Source organism: Vibrio sp. KUL80 (assembly GCF_059725495.1).
This window is the reverse complement of record NZ_AP045842.1, coordinates 815,715-832,539: the sequence shown is the minus strand read 5'-3', so window position 1 is coordinate 832,539 and position 16,825 is coordinate 815,715. Positions and strand designations below refer to the sequence as shown.

Sequence of the window (16,825 nt, the reverse complement as noted above, 5' to 3'; positions counted from 1 at the left end):
AGTTGTTGGTAATTTAGCAGCAAATGGGCTTGAATAGTAGCTTTTCTACAAAGACATAACGATTAAATGTGACTAAAGTCCGTTTTCTTCCACTTTTCAATGTAATCAAAAGGCATATTGTATTACTTTATAGTGTAAACAATACGGAATTTTTAGATTGAGGGTGAAAATGTCTACGTTAGTGCAACCCATTTTGCTAAGTGATAGCGAAATTGAACAACTGAAGAAAGAAGTTGGCCGCGATACTCTAATGGGTAAAGCGATTGCAAAAAGCATCAAAGATGTTGAAGCATTCATGAAGCTTCCTCTCGAAGTACCTGGTCACGGTGAAGCGGGTGGTTACGAGCACAGCCGCCACAAGCAAAACTATACCTACATGAACCTTGCGGGTCGTATGTTCCTTATTACGGGTGATGATCGTTACGCTAAGTTTGTGCGTGATTTACTGGCAATGTACGCAGACCTATATCTCACCTTCGATTTTCATGTTCAAAAGAACACGAACCCAACAGGGCGTCTGTTCCACCAAATTCTAAACGAACACGTGTGGCTAATGTTTACTAGCCTTGCATACTCATGTGTTGCTGCAACCATGAGTGAAGAAGAGCGCCAAAACGTGGTTGACCGTCTGTTTAACCCAATGCTGGACATGTTTACGGTGAAATACGGCCACGATTTCGATCGTATTCATAACCACGGTGTTTGGGCAGTAGCGGCCGTTGGTATTTGTGGCTTAGCGGTTAACCGTCGTGAGTTCCTAGAGAAATCCGTGTTTGGTCTTGAGAACAACGGCACAGGTGGTTTCCTGGCGCAAATTACTCAATTGTTTGCTCCGTCGGGTTACTATATTGAAGGTCCTTATTACCACCGCTATGCGATTCGTCCACTGTGTGTTTTTGCTGAGGTTCTTCATCGTCATATGCCAGAGCTCGACATTTTCAATTACAAAGATGGTGTGATTGGTAATACGGTTGAAGCCATGCTAGCAACGGCGTACCCAAATGGTCAGTTCCCAGCACTTAACGATGCATCTCGCACTATGAGCATCAATGATGCGGGTGTACAGGTCGCAGTAAGTCAGTACGCGAAGCACTATGGTATCAACGATAACCTACTTGGTATGGCGAAGATCCAAGACTCTGTGTGGGTTCACGGCTGTGGTCTGGAGCTATCACAAGCGTTTGAAAAAGCGACGGATGTGGGTCTTCCATTCTGGCCAAGCGTTGAGCTCAACGAAGGACCAAATGGTGACCGCGGTGCGCAAGGCTTTATGCGCGTGCAGGACAAAAACAAAGACGTATTCCAGCTAGTGATGAACTATGGTCAGCACGGTATGGGACATGGCAACTTTGATACGCTGGGTATTTCTTACTTCAACCGAGGTAAAGAAGTGCTTCGTGAATACGGCTTTGGCCGCTGGGTTAACGTTGAACCTAAGTTCGGTGGACGCTACCTAGACGAGAACAAAACCTACGCTCGTCAGACGATTGCTCACAATGCAGTGACGGTTGACGAAACGTGCCAGAACTACTTTGACGTAGAGCGTGCTGACAGCGTACACGGTCTGCCACACTTCTTTGCAGAGGACAACGAGCAGATCGTTGGTATGAGTGCTTTTGCTAATGAGCACTACGATGGTGTTCAGCAGCAGCGCAGCGTGTTCATGTTCAAACATGACGATCTTGAAGCGCCATTACTCATCGATCTATTCCGCCTAACAGGCGAAGGCGAGCACCAGTACGATTATTCGCATCAGTTTGATGGTCAGGTGATCCGCACCAATTTTGAATACCAGGCACATAAAGAGCTTAATGTATTGAGCGAAGAGCTTGGCTATCGTCATCTTTGGAATGTGGCACAAGGTGAAGCAAACGAGACGGCGTTAGTTAGCTGGCTACAAGAAGACAGCTACTATACTTGGCTAGGCACCAGCTCGAATGACAATGGCGAGGTTATCTTCACTCGCACAGGCGCTAATGACCCAAGCTTTAACCTACGTAGTGAGCAAAGCTTTATCCTTCGCACTAAGGGTGAAGACACGTTATTTGCATCGGTACTTGAGACACACGGTTACTTCAACGAAGAGTTTGAGCAATCTGTCAGTGCCCGTGGCAGCGTTAAAAATATTCAAGTTGTTGGTCACAACGCGCAGGCGTCAGTGGTAGAGATTGAGACGGAAACCTCTCGCTTTACGCTAATGGTGAGCAACAACCCACAAGTTACTAAAGATACAACCAACAATGCTGATATCGCAGGCAAAACCTACTCTTGGGTTGGCTGTTTCGCGATTGAGCAGGAGACACTATAAATGAGCTATCAACCACTACTATTGAACTTTGAGGAAGCAGCGGAGCTGCGCAAAGATCTAGGTAAGGAAACCTTGCTAGGTAAGAAACTAGCGCGTGATATTGCTCAAGTGAATGACTACATGGCTGAAGTGGGCATTGAAGTCCCTGGCCACGGTGAAGGCGGCGGTTACGAGCATAACCGTCACAAGCAAAACTACATCCACATCGATTTAGCAGGTCGTTTGTTCCTTATCACTGAGGAAACTAAGTACCGCGACTACATCGTTGAGATGCTAACAGCGTACGCGAACGTTTATCCAACACTGGAAAGTAACGTTAGCCGTGATACTAACCCACCGGGTAAGATTTTCCACCAAACGCTGAACGAAAATATGTGGATGCTTTACGCATCATGCGCATACAGCTGTGTGTTCCACACGCTTTCAGATGAGCAAAAGCAACACATCGAAACAGACCTATTCAAACAGATGATCGATCTATTCGTTGTGACTTACGGTCATGACTTCGACATCGTGCACAACCACGGTCTGTGGGCAGTAGCTGCTGTGGGTATTTGTGGCTATGCAATCAACGATCAAGAATCTGTTGATAAAGCACTGTACGGTCTGAAGCTAGACAAAGTAAGCGGCGGTTTCCTAGCGCAGCTAGACCAACTGTTCTCGCCAGATGGCTACTACATGGAAGGTCCTTACTATCACCGCTTCTCATTGCGTCCAATTTACCTGTTCGCAGAAGCGATTGAGCGTCGTCAGCCAGAGATCGGTATCTATGAGTTCAACGACTCAGTGATCAAGACAACGTCTTACGCGGTATTCTCTACAGCCTTCCCGGACGGAACGCTACCTGCACTCAACGATTCGTCGAAAACCATCAGTATCAATGATGAAGGCGTTATCATGGCGACAAGCGTGTGCTACCACCGCTATGAGCAAAGCGAAACGCTGCTTAGCATGGCAAACCACCAACAAGATGTTTGGGTTCAATCGGCAGGTAAAACTCTGTCTGATGCAGTGGATGCTGCGGATGAAATCAAGCCGTTTAACTGGGGTAGCTTATACGTAACTGACGGTCCTAAAGGTGAGAAAGGTGGACTTACTATTCTCCGCCATCGTGATGCTCAAGACGATGATACGATGGCTCTTCTATGGTTTGGTCAACACGGCTCTGATCACCAGTATCACTCTGCTCTTGACCACGGTCATTATGATGGCCTTCACCTCAGCGTCTTTAACCGCGGCCAAGAAGTCTTGCACGACTATGGTTTCGGTCGTTGGGTAAACGTAGAGCCTAAATTTGGTGGTCGCTACATTCCTGAGAACAAGTCTTACTGTAAGCAGACGGTTGCTCACAACACAGTTACGGTTGATCAAAGAACGCAAAACAACTTTGACACGGCAACGGCTGAGTCTCGCTTTGGCTCGAAGCAGTTCTTTAAAGCGGATGACGCAAAACTGCAAGGTATGAGTGGTAAAATCAGTGAGTACTACGAAGGCGTTGACATGCAGCGTTCCGTACTACTGGCTGACATTGAAGAGTTCGAAAAGCCATTGGTTATCGACGTTTACCGTATCAAGGCAGACAAAGAGCACTCTTATGACCTACCGGTACACTTCTCTGGTCAGATCATTCGCACCGATTTTGAATACAACGCAGAGTCTACGCTACGTCCAATGGGTGAAAACTTCGGTTATCAGCACCTATGGAACCTAGGTAGCGGCGATGTTGAAGGTAGCTCACTTGTGTCTTGGCTACATGGCAACAGCTACTACAGCTTAGTAACAAGTGCAGTTGAAGGTTCAAAAGTGTTCTTCGCACGCCTTGGCGCGAACGATCCAGATTTCAACCTTCGTAGCGAGCCGGCTCTGATCTTACGTCAGTCTGGTCAAAACCACGTATTCGCATCTGTGCTAGAAACTCACGGTTACTTCAACGAAGAGTTCGAAGCATCTGTTGGTGCACGTGGCTTGGTTGAGACAGTAGCAACGCTTGCGGACAACGACGATGCCACCATTATTGAAGTGAAGACGACTTCCGGCAATGCGTATCGCTTCGCTATCAGCAACCGAGTAGAAGCAGAGCAAGACTCACTTCACGAGGTTAGCCTAGGAGAAGAGACAGTCAGCTTTACTGGCTCATTCGCTAAGCTATAAAACAGTTTTTAATTCAAGCCGGGCATTGCCCGGCTTTTTGCGTTTGTAAGTAAGGAGAATCATGGAGACACTTGATGGTGTAATTATTGTTGGCTACTTCGCGTTTGTGCTTTTTGCTGCACTGGCGTTCAAACGGTTTACCACTGACTCTTCAGGCTTTATTCGAGGCGGCGGTGCCATGATGTGGTGGATGGCGGGTGCAACGGCTTTTATGACTCAATTTTCTGCCTGGACATTCACAGGGGCAGCCGCCAAAGCCTACGAAGATGGTCTTACTGTACTGTTTATTTTCTGGGGCAACGCACTCGGATTCTTTGTCGCCGCTTGGTATTTTGCTGAGCGATACCGCAAACTGCGCGTTGAAACGGCGATGGAGGTGATTAAGATTCGCTTCGGTCGAAGTTCAGAACAAGTGTATACCTGGATTTCTTTTCCTTTGACCATATTGTCTGGAGCGATTTGGCTCAATGGATTGGGGATCTTCGCATCAGCTGTGTTCAATATCGATTTGATGGTCACCATCATAGGTGTTGGTGTTCTTGTGACTTTTATTGCTGTTAGCGGTGGTTCTTGGACGGTGTCGGCAACGAATGTCATTCAGCTTATCTTGCTAGTGGCGATTACCATGACCGTTGGCGCGTTTGCACTGATTGAAATAGGCGGTCCTATCGAACTTGCTAACGCCTATCCGACGGAAAGCTTTATGGGTCATGACATCAGTTACTGGCAGATTTTCTGGTTGTGGTGCGTAATCATGATGATGAAGCAGACGATGAACACCAGCAACGCGCTGTCATGTTATCGCTTTTTGGTGACGACTAATGAGCGAGAAGCTAAGAAAGCAGCGTTTGTGACAGGTGTGCTGTTTATCATTGGACCTGTGATGTGGTTCATTCCACCTTGGGTTACTGCGGCGATGAATGTGGATTTGATGGCCTATTATCCCAAACTCGCGGAAAGTGCTAATAACGCGGCATACGTTTATTACATCGACCACTACCTCCCGACTGGGATGCTGGGTCTAGTGCTTGCGGCAATGATTGCAGCGACGATAGCGCCAATGACCACGGCACTTAACCGGAACGCGGGTATTTTTGTGCGTAATGTTTATCAGTCGGTCATTAATCCTCAAGCATCCGAGAGCCAGCAACTGACAGTTGGCAAAGTCGCGACGTTAGTCAACGGTGTGCTGTGTGTGTTTGCTGCTTTGCTATTTGCGTCGGTCAAAGAGTACAGTTTCTTCGACATCATGATGTTGTTTGGCGCATTGCTACAAACGCCAATCTCAATTCCGTCGTTACTCGCATTTGTCACTTTAAAGACGTCAGATTGGTCTGGATGGGCGACAATTGCGGTTGGCTTATGTGTCTCGGCATTCATGCAGTTCGTGTTTCAAGTGAATTGGTTGCTGCCGTTGTTTGACGCGGCAAGCTTTACCCACCGTGAAACGGTAGATCTGCAAGTGGCCTCGACCATGTTAGCGCATATCTTTATTACCGGTGGATTCTTCATGTTCACCACTCTGTTCTATCGTGATCCAGTTGGATCGAGAAAGAGTGAGTTGAATCAACTTAAAACCAATCTGGCAACACCGATAAGCAAAGAGGAAGAGGCGCCGATTGATTATAGGCAAGGTGCGTACCTTGGCCGCATGTGTCAGGTGCTTGGTTTCTTGGTGATGTTAGTCAGTATTACTGCGGACTCTTTGCATGGGGCCAGTATCTTCGTTGTGATTGGTGCGCTAATACTGCTCGCTGGTACACACTTATACCGTACCCGAAAAGGAGGGGACGAGCCTTGTGAGCTATCCGCCAATTAAACCCCGACTCAAATAACGTCATAAAAGCCAGCACAGTTGCTGGCTTTTATTTTGTCTATCTTCTTGCTAGCCCACTTTGGTGAACTATAGTTGAAGTTAGCTAAACTTTCATAATATAGCTTAATGGGATCAACACGTTAGCCAAGATTTTGGGTCGGAAAAGTAAAGTGTTGAAGAGAACTTGGCTTACCATTAATGCTTTCACTAGAAATGGAGTCTCCAGTGAGTAACGAAAAGGACAACCTCAAAAAAAACCTATCAGAAGCGTTTACCGCGTCTTTGATTCGGTTTTCAACCATAGTGTTTATTGTGATCATGTGTTGGTGGGCATTTGCTCCATTCTTACCGATTCTTTTGTGGGCGTTGGTATTAGCCATTGCTCTGTTCCCAGTAAGAAAGTTCTTTGAAAGGAAGTTCAACTGGACATCGAAACGCAGTTCAACAGTTATCGCCTTGGTTGGTGTACTGGTTCTTGGTACACCTGTTGCTCTGGTGGGTAACTCGCTGGCAGTCAAAACCCTGCAAACTTACCAGCATTATCAAGATGGTGAGCTACATGTCCCCCCTCCGCCTCAAAAGGTCAAAGAGTGGCCTTTGATTGGTGAGGATACTTACCTAGCGTGGAGCGAAGCAGAGCGAGATCTCCCGACCTTTGTTGATAAGCGCCAACCTCAGCTTAAGAATGCTTCGGCGTGGTTTGTTGATAAAGCGAGTGGTGCCGCCAGCAGTGTCTTCTTACTGATTGGCGCGGTCATAATCGCAGGCATTATGCTCGCTTGGGCCGAAGACGGGACCAAGGCAATGCGCCGCATCTTCACTAGCTTTGCAGACGACGAGAAAGGCCCAGAGTTACACAACTTAACAACCGCAACCATCAGGCAGGTGGCCGTTGGTGTTATTGGGATTGCGTTCCTTACCGCAACCATATTTGGTGCCGTCATTGCGTTAGCGGGTGTACCTGCTGCTGCGCTACTTACTGTTGTCGCTCTGGTATTTGCCATTACTCAGCTTCCCGTCACCATCATCGCGATTGTTGCCGTTGCAATGCTTTGGTCGAACACCGATGGCTCGACGGTTCACAATGCGATTTTTTCAGTATTGATTATTGCTGCGAGCCTGGTCGATAACATCCTCAAGCCTATGGTGCTGGGTAGGGGATTAAGCGTCCCAATGCCAGTGGTGCTCATTGGCGCGATAGGGGGCATGATGTCAGGTGGTATCTTAGGGATGTTTATTGGCGCCGCTTTCCTTACTGCGGGTTATCAGGTGTTTATGAAATGGGTAGAAGCCGAGAACGATAAGGGTAAACCTAAAGAAAAGGCTCAACTCGAAGACAAAGAGACTTCTGCTACTAGCTGATAGTCTTTGACATGTATCCGCCCGCCTTTAGCTCGCTAAAGGCGGGTTTTCAACTTTTAGCGTCTCAACAGTAAGCCACAAGCCTATGAAGCGCTACACCAAGTAATCTAGGGGCTCTCTCTCTATAGGGAGAGCCATTTCTTATCCTGCCTAAAACCTAACCGCCATCACAAAAGACCACAATTATCCGACGACTCTCTCATTTGAGGTTTTTTCTGCTTATTTTGTAATACAAGATTATGAGATTATAAATATGTCAAAAGGTAAGCCTGTGTAAGCAAGAGCTTAGGTAGTACATCTTGCTTTATGGGTGGTTGAACAACTCATAAGTGATGGAACCATGAAGAAAAACTATCTCAAATCCCTACTAGCTTCATCTATCGTCCTTGCAATGACCGGGAGTGCATTCGCAGCGAATTCAACGACAATCAATACACCCGCCCCTGTTTCAGTGGTGGCATCAAGCCATGACGGAAATGCTCCGGAAATGGTGCTTGATGGAAACACGAAAACACGTTGGTCCGCTAATGGTGTCGGTGAGTCGATGACATTCGACTATGGTCAGAATGTAACATTTGATGCGGTGAAACTGTCATTCCACAAAGGCGATAAGCGCACGACCAAGTTTGATATCGAAACCAGCCTAGATGGGTCAACGTGGACCAAGGCAGTGACGGATGGCGAAAGCACAGGCAAATCGCTCAACCTAGAGCGCTTTGATTTTCCAGAAACAACGGCAAGATACATTCGCTACGTCGGCAAAGGTAACAGTAGCAGTGCTTGGAACAGTGTGACTGAGTTTGTCGGTGTGAACTGTAAAACGGACTTTTGTTCAGACCAAGAACTGCCACGAGCCGACATTCTAAAACCTGTGCTTATTGAGGCGACTAGCCACGATGGCAATGGCCCTGAGCGCATGTTTGATAATGATTTGAAGACCCGTTGGTCCGCTAATGGTGCCGGTGAAAATGTCACCTACGATTACGGCAGCGTTAACACGTTTGATGCGGTTCGTCTGGCGTTCCACAAAGGTAATGCTCGCTCAACGCTGTTTGATATTGAAGTGAGTGTCGATGGCAAGACGTGGACCAAAGCCTTAGAGGGAGGCGCAAGCTCTGGTGCGGTCAACGGTTATGAGCGTTTTTCTTTCGACCCGGTAGAAGCGCGTTATGTTCGATACGTGGGTAAAGGTAATTCAAAGAGTAGCTGGAACAGTGTGACTGAGTTTGCCGCGTTGAACTGTGCCATTAACTCATGTCCTACCAATCACATCATCACCGAAGAGGTGATTGCAGCAGAAAAAGCCGCAGAAGCGAAGAAAAAAGCGACTGCAAAAGTGGATGACAAGCGAAAAGATCTTCGCAAGGGTAACTTTGGTGCCGTTGTCGCGTTGCCGTGTGCAACAAGCTGTAAGTGGGATGTACCGTTACAACAACCTGTGCTGCCAGACACTCCAAAAGCGGGCAATAAGCCTGGTGAGAACTTTGACCTAACATCTTGGTATATATCTATGCCGTTTGACCACGATAAAAACGGCAAACCAGATAATGTTTATGAGTGGGATCTTGCTAACGGCTATGAGCACCCAGAACTTTTTTACACGGCTGATGATGGTGGTCTTGTATTCAAGACCTACATTAAAGGTGCACGTACATCGAAGAACACTAAGTTCGCTCGTACAGAGATGCGCGAGATGCTCCGTCAAGGTGATAAGAGTGTTGATACCAAAGGTGTGAATAAGAACAACTGGGTATTTAGCTCGGCACCAATTGAGGACCAAAAGGCCGCAGGTGGTGTTGATGGTGTTCTTGAAGCGACACTGAAGATAGACCACACCACGACAACCGGTGAACTCAACGAAGTGGGTCGCTTTATTATTGGTCAAATCCACGACAAGGATGATGAGCCTATTCGTCTCTACTATCGCAAACTTCCAAACCAAGATAAAGGTACGGTCTACTTCGCTCATGAAAACACCATTAAAGGCACTGACAAGTACTACAACCTTGTCGGTGACATGACAGGTGTACCAAAAGACGGTGACGGTATCGCGCTTGGTGAAGTGTTCAGCTACCGAATTGCGGTTGTCGGCAACGAAATGACGGTCACGCTGATGCGAGACGGCAAGCCAGACGTGGTTCAGGTGGTTGACATGAGTGAGAGTGGCTATGACGTCGGCGGCAAATACATGTACTTCAAAGCAGGTGTTTACAACCAAAATATCACGGGTGACCCTGATGATTATGTTCAAGCGACCTTCTATCAGTTGAAGAAGTCACACAGTAAGTTTGCAGCGAACTAATAGCTAAGCGAACTGAAAAATCATGAAAGCCAGCGCACGTGTCGCTGGCTTTTTATTGACGAGATAAAAGAACGGGTGCTTATCGAAAAGCGAGTCGATTATTTGAGATAAATTTGTTCTCGATGATTGCGTCTAGAGAGCATTTACCAGCACCTGCCAAGGTGAAGTACAAGAATACAGAGAAAAGCGTCCACTGATACTCTAGTCCACCATGAAGTGAGTTAAGACCCGCAGAGATACCCCCTAGTGTATATATGGCGACACTCATACAAACCAGCAGACCTAATGAAGCCAGTCGAGTTGCCAAACCAAACATTAGGGCCAGGCCTCCTAGGAACTCAGTATAAGCTGCTAAATAGGCACCTAATAATGGGAAAGGGACGGCGTTAGCCTCCAGAAATGGCACTAGACCTGCTGGGTTTAGCACTTTACCGAATCCATGATAGGTCATGATGAATCCCACCATAACTCTTAGTATCAACTCTAGCTTTCCATTTTCAGACGTAGCAATGAGTCTCGGAACGATCTGATTAAGCATTCTAGTTTCCTTTTTTTGCAGATGAGTTAGTAAAAATATTCGAGGCCAATGACGTGAGTATCGCCAATCGTGCCGCTGTCTCCGCCGTTAGAGAAGCGTCCTTCTGAGAGGGCAAGCAATTTCGGTGTTACGTAGTAATGAATGCCGTAGCCAACGAAGCGTTCGTTTTCTGCACCCCAGTTTCCGTAGACTTGAGCGTGATGAAGGATGAATTTAAGCTTGCTGTTAAAGGTGTATTCACCCACTACGTCATAGGTGTAATCATTAAGATTGGATGCTTTACCGTGTTCATTTAGATCAGAGCGCGTTAATGTGGCGCCGATATACCACTGACCTTGACGGTAGCTCATGCCGACGTTATGCGTTGCATCGCCTTTGTCTTTGTATAGCTGTCCACCTGAGCCATATAAACCAGCGTTGTGATAGGAGTAACCGATTCCAAATCCGTCACCAAAGAAGGGTGAAGCACCATAGGTGATGGTGAATGCTGAACCATCCGTTGTGAAAGCATCATCACTGTAATCAAAGCTTTGCTCTGATTCCGAGAGCTGTGTCGAAGCAACAAAGGTCCATTTGTCGTAGCTGTTTTTATAGAGAAGCGTATCGCTGTTTCGCCATGTTGCCTGAGCCGCTGCAACGTCCTGAAAGCCTAAGTAGGCCATCTTCAAAATTGGGAGGTGAGAGTAGTTCGCTCCCCAATCCTTACCAAACCAAAGTGTACCTAGGTAACTGTGTTCGACGCCTACGTACTCATAGCGTTTACGAAGCTTGCCGTTCTTTATCTCTGTTCCTTCTTTCAAATCTAAGAAGTTAAGATCGTACTCCATTCTGCCAAAGACGCTCCAATCCTCCGTAATAGGAACGTTTGCCGTCAGATTTGCGCGCACCTTAGCTTCTATGGGGTTTCCCTCTTTTGAGCCTTCGACGAGTGGCCCTCCATTGGTTTGGTAGGCACCAACCAAGCCGTTAAGCGAGACATAATCCTGAATTTCGAGCGCACAAAGTTGGCTCGCAGGTAGCAACATAGCCACTGCAAGAGTCTTTTTCATCATTTTACCTTTTGAAGATTTGACCAAAAAAAAGGTTCATCGCGGATTAGCGGGGACTTAAAACAAAAACGGTAGTAAGTGATAAGGTTACATCGCCAAATACAACCTTGCACAAACTACCGTTTTCATGCCGAATAATACTTTCCTATCATCGTTCTGGGAAGGCTTTCATGTCGTAAAGTCTGTACAAACGTCTTCTCTTATCACGATTACTCTCAAACCCAGTACGACTGCTCGATGTGCATGTGGGCAACATGTTCAAGCCATACATGATTATCAGTGGCGCACCATTAAGGAAGCGATGATTCTTGGCGTACCTGTCGAGCTGCACCTACAAACAAGGCGTATCAAGTGCCCTGACTGCGGTATCAAAACCGAATCTATTTCTTGGCTTGAACCTTTTGCCCGTCTTACTAACCGCTTGCGTAGTTATATTGAACAGTTGCTGCCTCTTCTCCCTATCAAACATATTTCCCAAATGACGGGTGTTCATTGGCATACCGTCAAGGAGATAGATAAGCGCCGGCTGCAAAATGTAGTGCCAGAGGTTAACTGGGCGGAGCTGCGACAGCTTGTTATGGATGAGTTTGCCCTCTTCAAGGGACATCGTTATGCCACTGTTATCGCGGATGCAAAGACGCATCAAGTACTTTGGATAGGCGTCGGACGCAGCCGAAAAGATATCCGTCCTTTTTTCGAGTTACTCGGTAAGCATGGCCAGAACATAGAAGCGGTTGCGATGGATATGAATACGGCTTTCGACCTCGAAGTGCAGCAGCATTGTCCTAACGCCCGCATTGTGTACGACTTATTCCATGTAGTCGCCAAATTTGGACGAGAAGTGATGGATAGAGTCAGAGTTGACCAAGCTAATCGACTTAAACAAGACAGGAAAGCACGTCAATGGATTAAACGTTCACGCTGGGTTCTCCTCAAAAACAGAGGCAATTTAGACAGTAAGCAGGAGAGTTATCTAAATGAGATACTGAGTATGAACAAGGACTTAATGGTGACGTATTTACTTGGCTCTCAGCTTAAAGAGTTATGGCGGTGCCAGTCAGAGAGCGAAGCGGAAGGCTTGTGGGACATATGGTGGGAGCAAGTTCAAGAAAGCGGGATCAAACCACTAATGGACTTCGCGAGAAAGCTCAAACCGTACCTTCATGGCATAGTTGCTTCTGCAAGGTACCCACTCAACACCTGTACGCTAGAAGGGATAAACAACAAGATAAAGTTAATCAAACGAATGGGCTACGGTTACCGAGATATCGATTACTTCTTTCTAAAGATAAAAGCGGCTTTCCCCGGAAAGCCGCGATGAACCAAAAAAAGGGGCTGGTCAAGCCCCGAAATGCCGTACTAGTTTTTCTCTATAAGAGAAATAAGGGCGCTTTTGAGCTGCGCCTCTTGGTTATCGTCGAGTGTGTTGAGCCACTGACTTTGAATCGTAGTGACAATAGTATTGCCACTTTCATGTACTTCGCGTCCTTTTGACGTGAGCTGAATGAGTTTTACTTTTTGATTAGTTGGATGCGGGATGATTGATACAAGATCGCGTTTGAGCATGTTATCGACCATGCGCTTTATGGTACTGCGCTCGCGCATGAGTTTATCTGCTAACACCTGTTGTGGCAGGTGAGTATGGTAGCTGAGTATCTCCAGCGCTTTCTGCATCTCAGTAGTGATATCGTGCGCACTCAAAAGTTGCTCTTGGACTTCATTTCGAAAACGGCGATAGGCAACCCCCATAAGGAAGAATGTCGATTCGTCGAGAAGCGGCGTCGCGAGCGTGTCATCTTTGTATGCCATTAAAATACCTTCAAGCATAAGTTCTTTTCTATCACTAAAGTAGTGCCACTAATGCTATGGTCTTTTTGTTGTATCTACAACAAAAAATGAGTGGATTTCATAGCCTGTTGCAAACTGTACGATTTTGAAATCGATTAAGTGGTGATAGGTATCTGGATGTAAAAAGGCAAGGCAATTGATTAACCAATAGCATCTAACAATGACGGTATTGGTGAAAGTAGGTCGTTATAGATAAATCTATGGCTTCAACGTGTGGGTTTTATCAACTGAACTGGTCTTTGGAAATGTGTGGTCAATTTTTACCCAAACAAATGTCTGCGCATTTGTAGCACGGTGAATTTAGATCTTAGACGTTGATCTTGAATATTAATATTAGTGAAAAATTTTCACCCAATAACAAGTAGTGATTCTAGTCATAAAGGCCATTAAAGCTTCATATTGCGTTTCACCGAATCGTTGACTGTAAAATAATAAGCGGTTACATTCCCGCCAAAATAACTACAAATTGTGTATTGCGGCGAAGACTGCAAATAGCGATTACACCTCCCCTTACAAACCTGAGTCTTTCAGGCCTACCCCGTTGTACTGAGACGTCGTTTGATGTCGCAGTGGTTATTAGTATCAGAATATTAGGTGCACCATGAAGAAGTTGCTTTTGGCTACTTTGTGTGGGGTGTTGTCTTTCTCATCTTCAGCTCAACCGCTTAAAGTGGCTGGTAAACCAGATGATGACAAACTCCATCTAACCTTGATTAAAGAGATCATTTCTCGCTCCGAGCAGTACTCTTCCATCGATTATATCTACGCAAAAACTGGCGAACCTGCTGGTCCACGTCTGCTTGCCGATCTTGAAACTGGCACGCTTGACGTCGTTTGGACTGCGACCAGTCAAGAGCTTGAGCAGCGCTTCGATGCCATTCCGTTTCCTATCTATCGTGGCATGTTGGGGATGCGTATTGGACTGGTAAGTAAAGAGCGAGCTAACCAGCTTGAGTCCGTAAAGTCTGTGGGACAATTGCAACGTCTATCAATTTGTTCAGGCAAAACCTGGCCGGATACTGCCATTATGGAAGCAAACGGTCTATCAATTGCTAAGTCGCTCAAATACCCAAACATCTTTGACATGCTGGTGGCAGGTAACCGCTGTGATGCGTTTATGCGTGGTGTTATGGAGCCTTGGGCGGAGGTGAAATATCACCCTCATCTGCCACTACAGGTTGATAGCAACGTGATGCTTCGCTACAAGATGCCGTATTTCCTGTTTGTGCGTAAGGGCAATGATGCTCTCAAAGAGCATCTGTTTAATATCATGCTCGATATCCACAATGAGGGGCTTTACGAAACCATGTTCTTTGCGGATAACGAAATCAAAGCCGCATTGAAACAGGCAAATTTGGGCGAGCGTGTCATTCTCGATCTCGACAACCCAAATATCACCCGCGCGACTAAAGCGATCCCAGAGCACTTCTTTTTTGACCCGTTAGCAGAGTAATCACGGTAGCACTATGAACAGATTGACGAAAAAAATAATCCTTGTTGTGACGCTAGTTATGACACTTGTGACTGCGATTGCTCTATCAACGCAGTACGTTTTAACCAAGAAGAATGTCGAGGCAGACCTTGCACAGGTCACAGCAGAAATTGAGCAAGAGCTGCAAGTTATCTTGCAAGAGCCGGTTTACGTATACGATAAAGCGCTCATCGGCAGCATCCTTGATGCCTACATCAAAAATGGCACCATCTCGAGTATTGTGGTCCGCGATCAAAATGGTAAAGAGATGAACCAAGTTCGCCAGCAAGCGGCTGAGTTTGAATCGCGTATTGAGATTAAATGGGATGGTTTGCCAATTGGTTCAGTATCACTGGGCTTTAACAGTGAGCAAGCGAGAAGCGAGCTGCAAAGCTCAATGCTTCGTTCGCTTATGATGTTTGGCACCTTGTACCTTGTGGTGATTGTGTCTCTTGGTTACATCATGGATCGCTTGGTCGTTACGCCAATCAAAGGCATGGCGAAAAGCATGAATGACATTGCTGCTGGTGGTGGTGATCTGACGTCTCGCGTTACCGCAACCTCTAATGATGAAGTGAGCGACTTGGCGAAGGCGTTCAACCGTTTTGTAGAGACAGTTCAAGAGATTGTTATCGATACCGCTCGCACGACAGAGAGCCTAAAACAAAACGGTTCTGCTATTACCTCAGTGCGCACTTCAGTGAGTGAGCAAACAGAAAATCAGCTTAAACTCACTCACGAAAGTTTGAGTAAGATTGAGCAGTTTAACCTGGCGACCAGCGAGATTGCAGCGAATACCGAGAATACACTGTTTAAGTCTAATGATGCACTATCATTAGGCGCATCGAGTGAGCAGGCGATCGCTCAAAACGTATCAAACGTTGAGGATTTATCCGTTAACCTAGAGACGGCAGCAGAACGAGCGAACGCTCTTAAGAATCGAAGTGATGACATCGGTCGAGTGGTAGAGGTTATTAAGGCCATTGCTGAGCAGACAAACCTTCTGGCACTTAATGCGGCAATTGAAGCTGCGCGTGCAGGTGAGAGTGGACGTGGCTTTGCGGTAGTAGCGGACGAAGTACGCGCGCTTGCTAGCAAGACTCACGATTCAACGAGCGAAATTGAGTCTATTATCGAGAGCCTTCAGCAAGAGGCAACCGAGTCCTTCAATGCGACTCAAGAGTCCAAGCAGTTGGTTGAGTTAACTAAGGTGAGCTCTGATGAAGCTCAAGAAGCACTGACGAAAATGATTGAAGCGGTAACCAGCATCAACGCAATGGTGGAGTCGGTCGCAAGTGCTTGTGAAGAGCAATCCAATGTGAGTAATACGGTTGCGCAAGACATGCGAGAGTTGGATACCAGTGCAGCGGACATGCGCGCCGTGAACGATGAGCTTCAGGCACTCGCTAAGGCTATTACCTTAAACACGACTGAACTTGATAGTCAGATTCGTCGCTTTAGGTATTAATTTTTTAGACTGAACGCCTCATTGTACTATCATTCGATGAGGCGTTTATTGATCACTGAGCTCTAGCTAAAACGTACAACTTTCACTTATTAATCATATTATATTAACTGCAATATAAGCTGGAGAATAAACAGTTTAGCCCTCCTAAAAATTCATCTCAGCTTTTGCATGCCCGATGAAATACATCTGTTTGCAAGTCGCCCGCTATACTGCGGTTTCATTGTGTTTCCACCACCTTAAATGTTCACCACGGAAAAGGCTTCGGGAGTGATTTTAAGTGTCAAACGCAATTTTTGACGTTATAGAATCCAAAGATAGATATTACTCTATTTGGGTTTATGCCGTAACGTTATTCATTTGAATACTAGAGGCATTTTGGTAATTAAGATGTGTTTTTGCAATTTAAATGCAGGGTGTATCAATAATAATAGGGGTACTTTTATCTTGTGTTATTTTGGTGTAAAGCCGCTCTCAAAATTATTGCAATTAGCTTAGTTTCTATGTTTGTGTAA

Annotated in this window: 11 protein-coding genes and 1 pseudogene; 9 read left to right on the top strand and 3 right to left on the bottom strand. The window is 46.2% G+C overall.

Features of this window, described 5'->3' with window-relative positions; translation table 11 throughout:
* Nucleotides 1–169 precede the first annotated feature (169 nt).
* The 6 genes and pseudogenes from AC6I8U_RS20360 (at nucleotide 170) to AC6I8U_RS20335 (ending at nucleotide 9,939) form a co-directional block, all read left to right on the top strand.
* Nucleotides 170–2,308, top strand: coding sequence for a heparinase II/III domain-containing protein (locus AC6I8U_RS20360; RefSeq protein ID WP_498019501.1), 2,139 nt, complete (start codon nucleotides 170–172; stop codon nucleotides 2,306–2,308).
* Entirely contained in the window at nucleotides 2,309–4,459 is a 2,151-nt protein-coding gene (locus AC6I8U_RS20355) for a heparinase II/III domain-containing protein (protein WP_498019500.1), read from the top strand. It abuts the gene before it with no gap.
* Between the two features lie 61 nt (nucleotides 4,460–4,520).
* Nucleotides 4,521–6,278 (top strand): sodium:solute symporter family transporter, encoded by a 1,758-nt coding sequence (locus AC6I8U_RS20350; protein ID WP_498019499.1) that lies wholly within the window; start codon nucleotides 4,521–4,523, stop codon nucleotides 6,276–6,278.
* Between the two features lie 222 nt (nucleotides 6,279–6,500).
* Nucleotides 6,501–7,637, top strand: coding sequence for an AI-2E family transporter (locus AC6I8U_RS20345; protein ID WP_498019498.1), 1,137 nt, complete (start codon nucleotides 6,501–6,503; stop codon nucleotides 7,635–7,637).
* Between the two features lie 340 nt (nucleotides 7,638–7,977).
* Nucleotides 7,978–8,379: pseudogene (locus AC6I8U_RS20340) on the top strand (discoidin domain-containing protein); the annotation flags it as partial.
* A gap of 66 nt (nucleotides 8,380–8,445) precedes the next feature.
* Complete coding sequence (locus tag AC6I8U_RS20335; protein WP_498019610.1) at nucleotides 8,446–9,939, top strand: polysaccharide lyase family 7 protein; 1,494 nt, start codon at nucleotides 8,446–8,448, stop codon at nucleotides 9,937–9,939.
* A gap of 79 nt (nucleotides 9,940–10,018) precedes the next feature.
* On the opposite strand, the gene AC6I8U_RS20330 is transcribed toward AC6I8U_RS20335, so the two are convergent.
* Together AC6I8U_RS20330 and AC6I8U_RS20325 are read right to left on the bottom strand one after the other, a co-directional pair.
* Entirely contained in the window at nucleotides 10,019–10,477 is a 459-nt protein-coding gene (locus tag AC6I8U_RS20330) for a DoxX family protein (RefSeq protein ID WP_498019497.1), read from the bottom strand.
* 26 nt (nucleotides 10,478–10,503) lie between these two features.
* Nucleotides 10,504–11,529 (bottom strand): porin, encoded by a 1,026-nt coding sequence (locus tag AC6I8U_RS20325; protein WP_498019496.1) that lies wholly within the window; start codon nucleotides 11,527–11,529, stop codon nucleotides 10,504–10,506.
* 124 nt (nucleotides 11,530–11,653) lie between these two features.
* On the opposite strand from AC6I8U_RS20325, the gene AC6I8U_RS20320 reads away from it, so the two are divergent.
* Complete coding sequence (locus AC6I8U_RS20320; protein WP_498016666.1) at nucleotides 11,654–12,847, top strand: ISL3 family transposase; 1,194 nt, start codon at nucleotides 11,654–11,656, stop codon at nucleotides 12,845–12,847.
* A gap of 38 nt (nucleotides 12,848–12,885) precedes the next feature.
* On the opposite strand, the gene AC6I8U_RS20315 is transcribed toward AC6I8U_RS20320, so the two are convergent.
* Complete coding sequence (locus tag AC6I8U_RS20315) at nucleotides 12,886–13,335, bottom strand: MarR family winged helix-turn-helix transcriptional regulator (protein ID WP_498019495.1); 450 nt, start codon at nucleotides 13,333–13,335, stop codon at nucleotides 12,886–12,888.
* A 640-nt stretch (nucleotides 13,336–13,975) separates the two neighbouring features.
* Between AC6I8U_RS20315 and AC6I8U_RS20310 the strand changes: the two genes are divergently transcribed.
* Both AC6I8U_RS20310 and AC6I8U_RS20305 read left to right on the top strand, forming a co-directional pair.
* Nucleotides 13,976–14,827 (top strand): transporter substrate-binding domain-containing protein, encoded by an 852-nt coding sequence (locus AC6I8U_RS20310; RefSeq protein WP_498019494.1) that lies wholly within the window; start codon nucleotides 13,976–13,978, stop codon nucleotides 14,825–14,827.
* A gap of 13 nt (nucleotides 14,828–14,840) precedes the next feature.
* The gene (locus AC6I8U_RS20305) at nucleotides 14,841–16,313 is read left to right on the top strand and encodes a methyl-accepting chemotaxis protein (RefSeq protein ID WP_498019493.1); all 1,473 of its coding nucleotides are present in this window, start codon (nucleotides 14,841–14,843) and stop codon (nucleotides 16,311–16,313) included.
* Nucleotides 16,314–16,825: the final 512 nt, after the last annotated feature.

Excerpts from the sequence above, each read along its gene's own strand:
- AC6I8U_RS20360 (WP_498019501.1), top strand. The coding sequence starts at position 170 with ATGTCTACGTTAGTGCAACCCATTTTGCTAAGTGATAGCGAAATTGAA.
- AC6I8U_RS20355 (WP_498019500.1), top strand. The coding sequence starts at position 2,309 with ATGAGCTATCAACCACTACTATTGAACTTTGAGGAAGCAGCGGAGCTG.
- AC6I8U_RS20350 (WP_498019499.1), top strand. The coding sequence starts at position 4,521 with ATGGAGACACTTGATGGTGTAATTATTGTTGGCTACTTCGCGTTTGTG.
- AC6I8U_RS20330 (WP_498019497.1), bottom strand. The coding sequence starts at position 10,477 with ATGCTTAATCAGATCGTTCCGAGACTCATTGCTACGTCTGAAAATGGA.
- AC6I8U_RS20325 (WP_498019496.1), bottom strand. The coding sequence starts at position 11,529 with ATGATGAAAAAGACTCTTGCAGTGGCTATGTTGCTACCTGCGAGCCAA.
- AC6I8U_RS20320 (WP_498016666.1), top strand. The coding sequence starts at position 11,654 with ATGCCGAATAATACTTTCCTATCATCGTTCTGGGAAGGCTTTCATGTC.
- AC6I8U_RS20315 (WP_498019495.1), bottom strand. The coding sequence starts at position 13,335 with ATGGCATACAAAGATGACACGCTCGCGACGCCGCTTCTCGACGAATCG.
- AC6I8U_RS20310 (WP_498019494.1), top strand. The coding sequence starts at position 13,976 with ATGAAGAAGTTGCTTTTGGCTACTTTGTGTGGGGTGTTGTCTTTCTCA.
- AC6I8U_RS20305 (WP_498019493.1), top strand. The coding sequence starts at position 14,841 with ATGAACAGATTGACGAAAAAAATAATCCTTGTTGTGACGCTAGTTATG.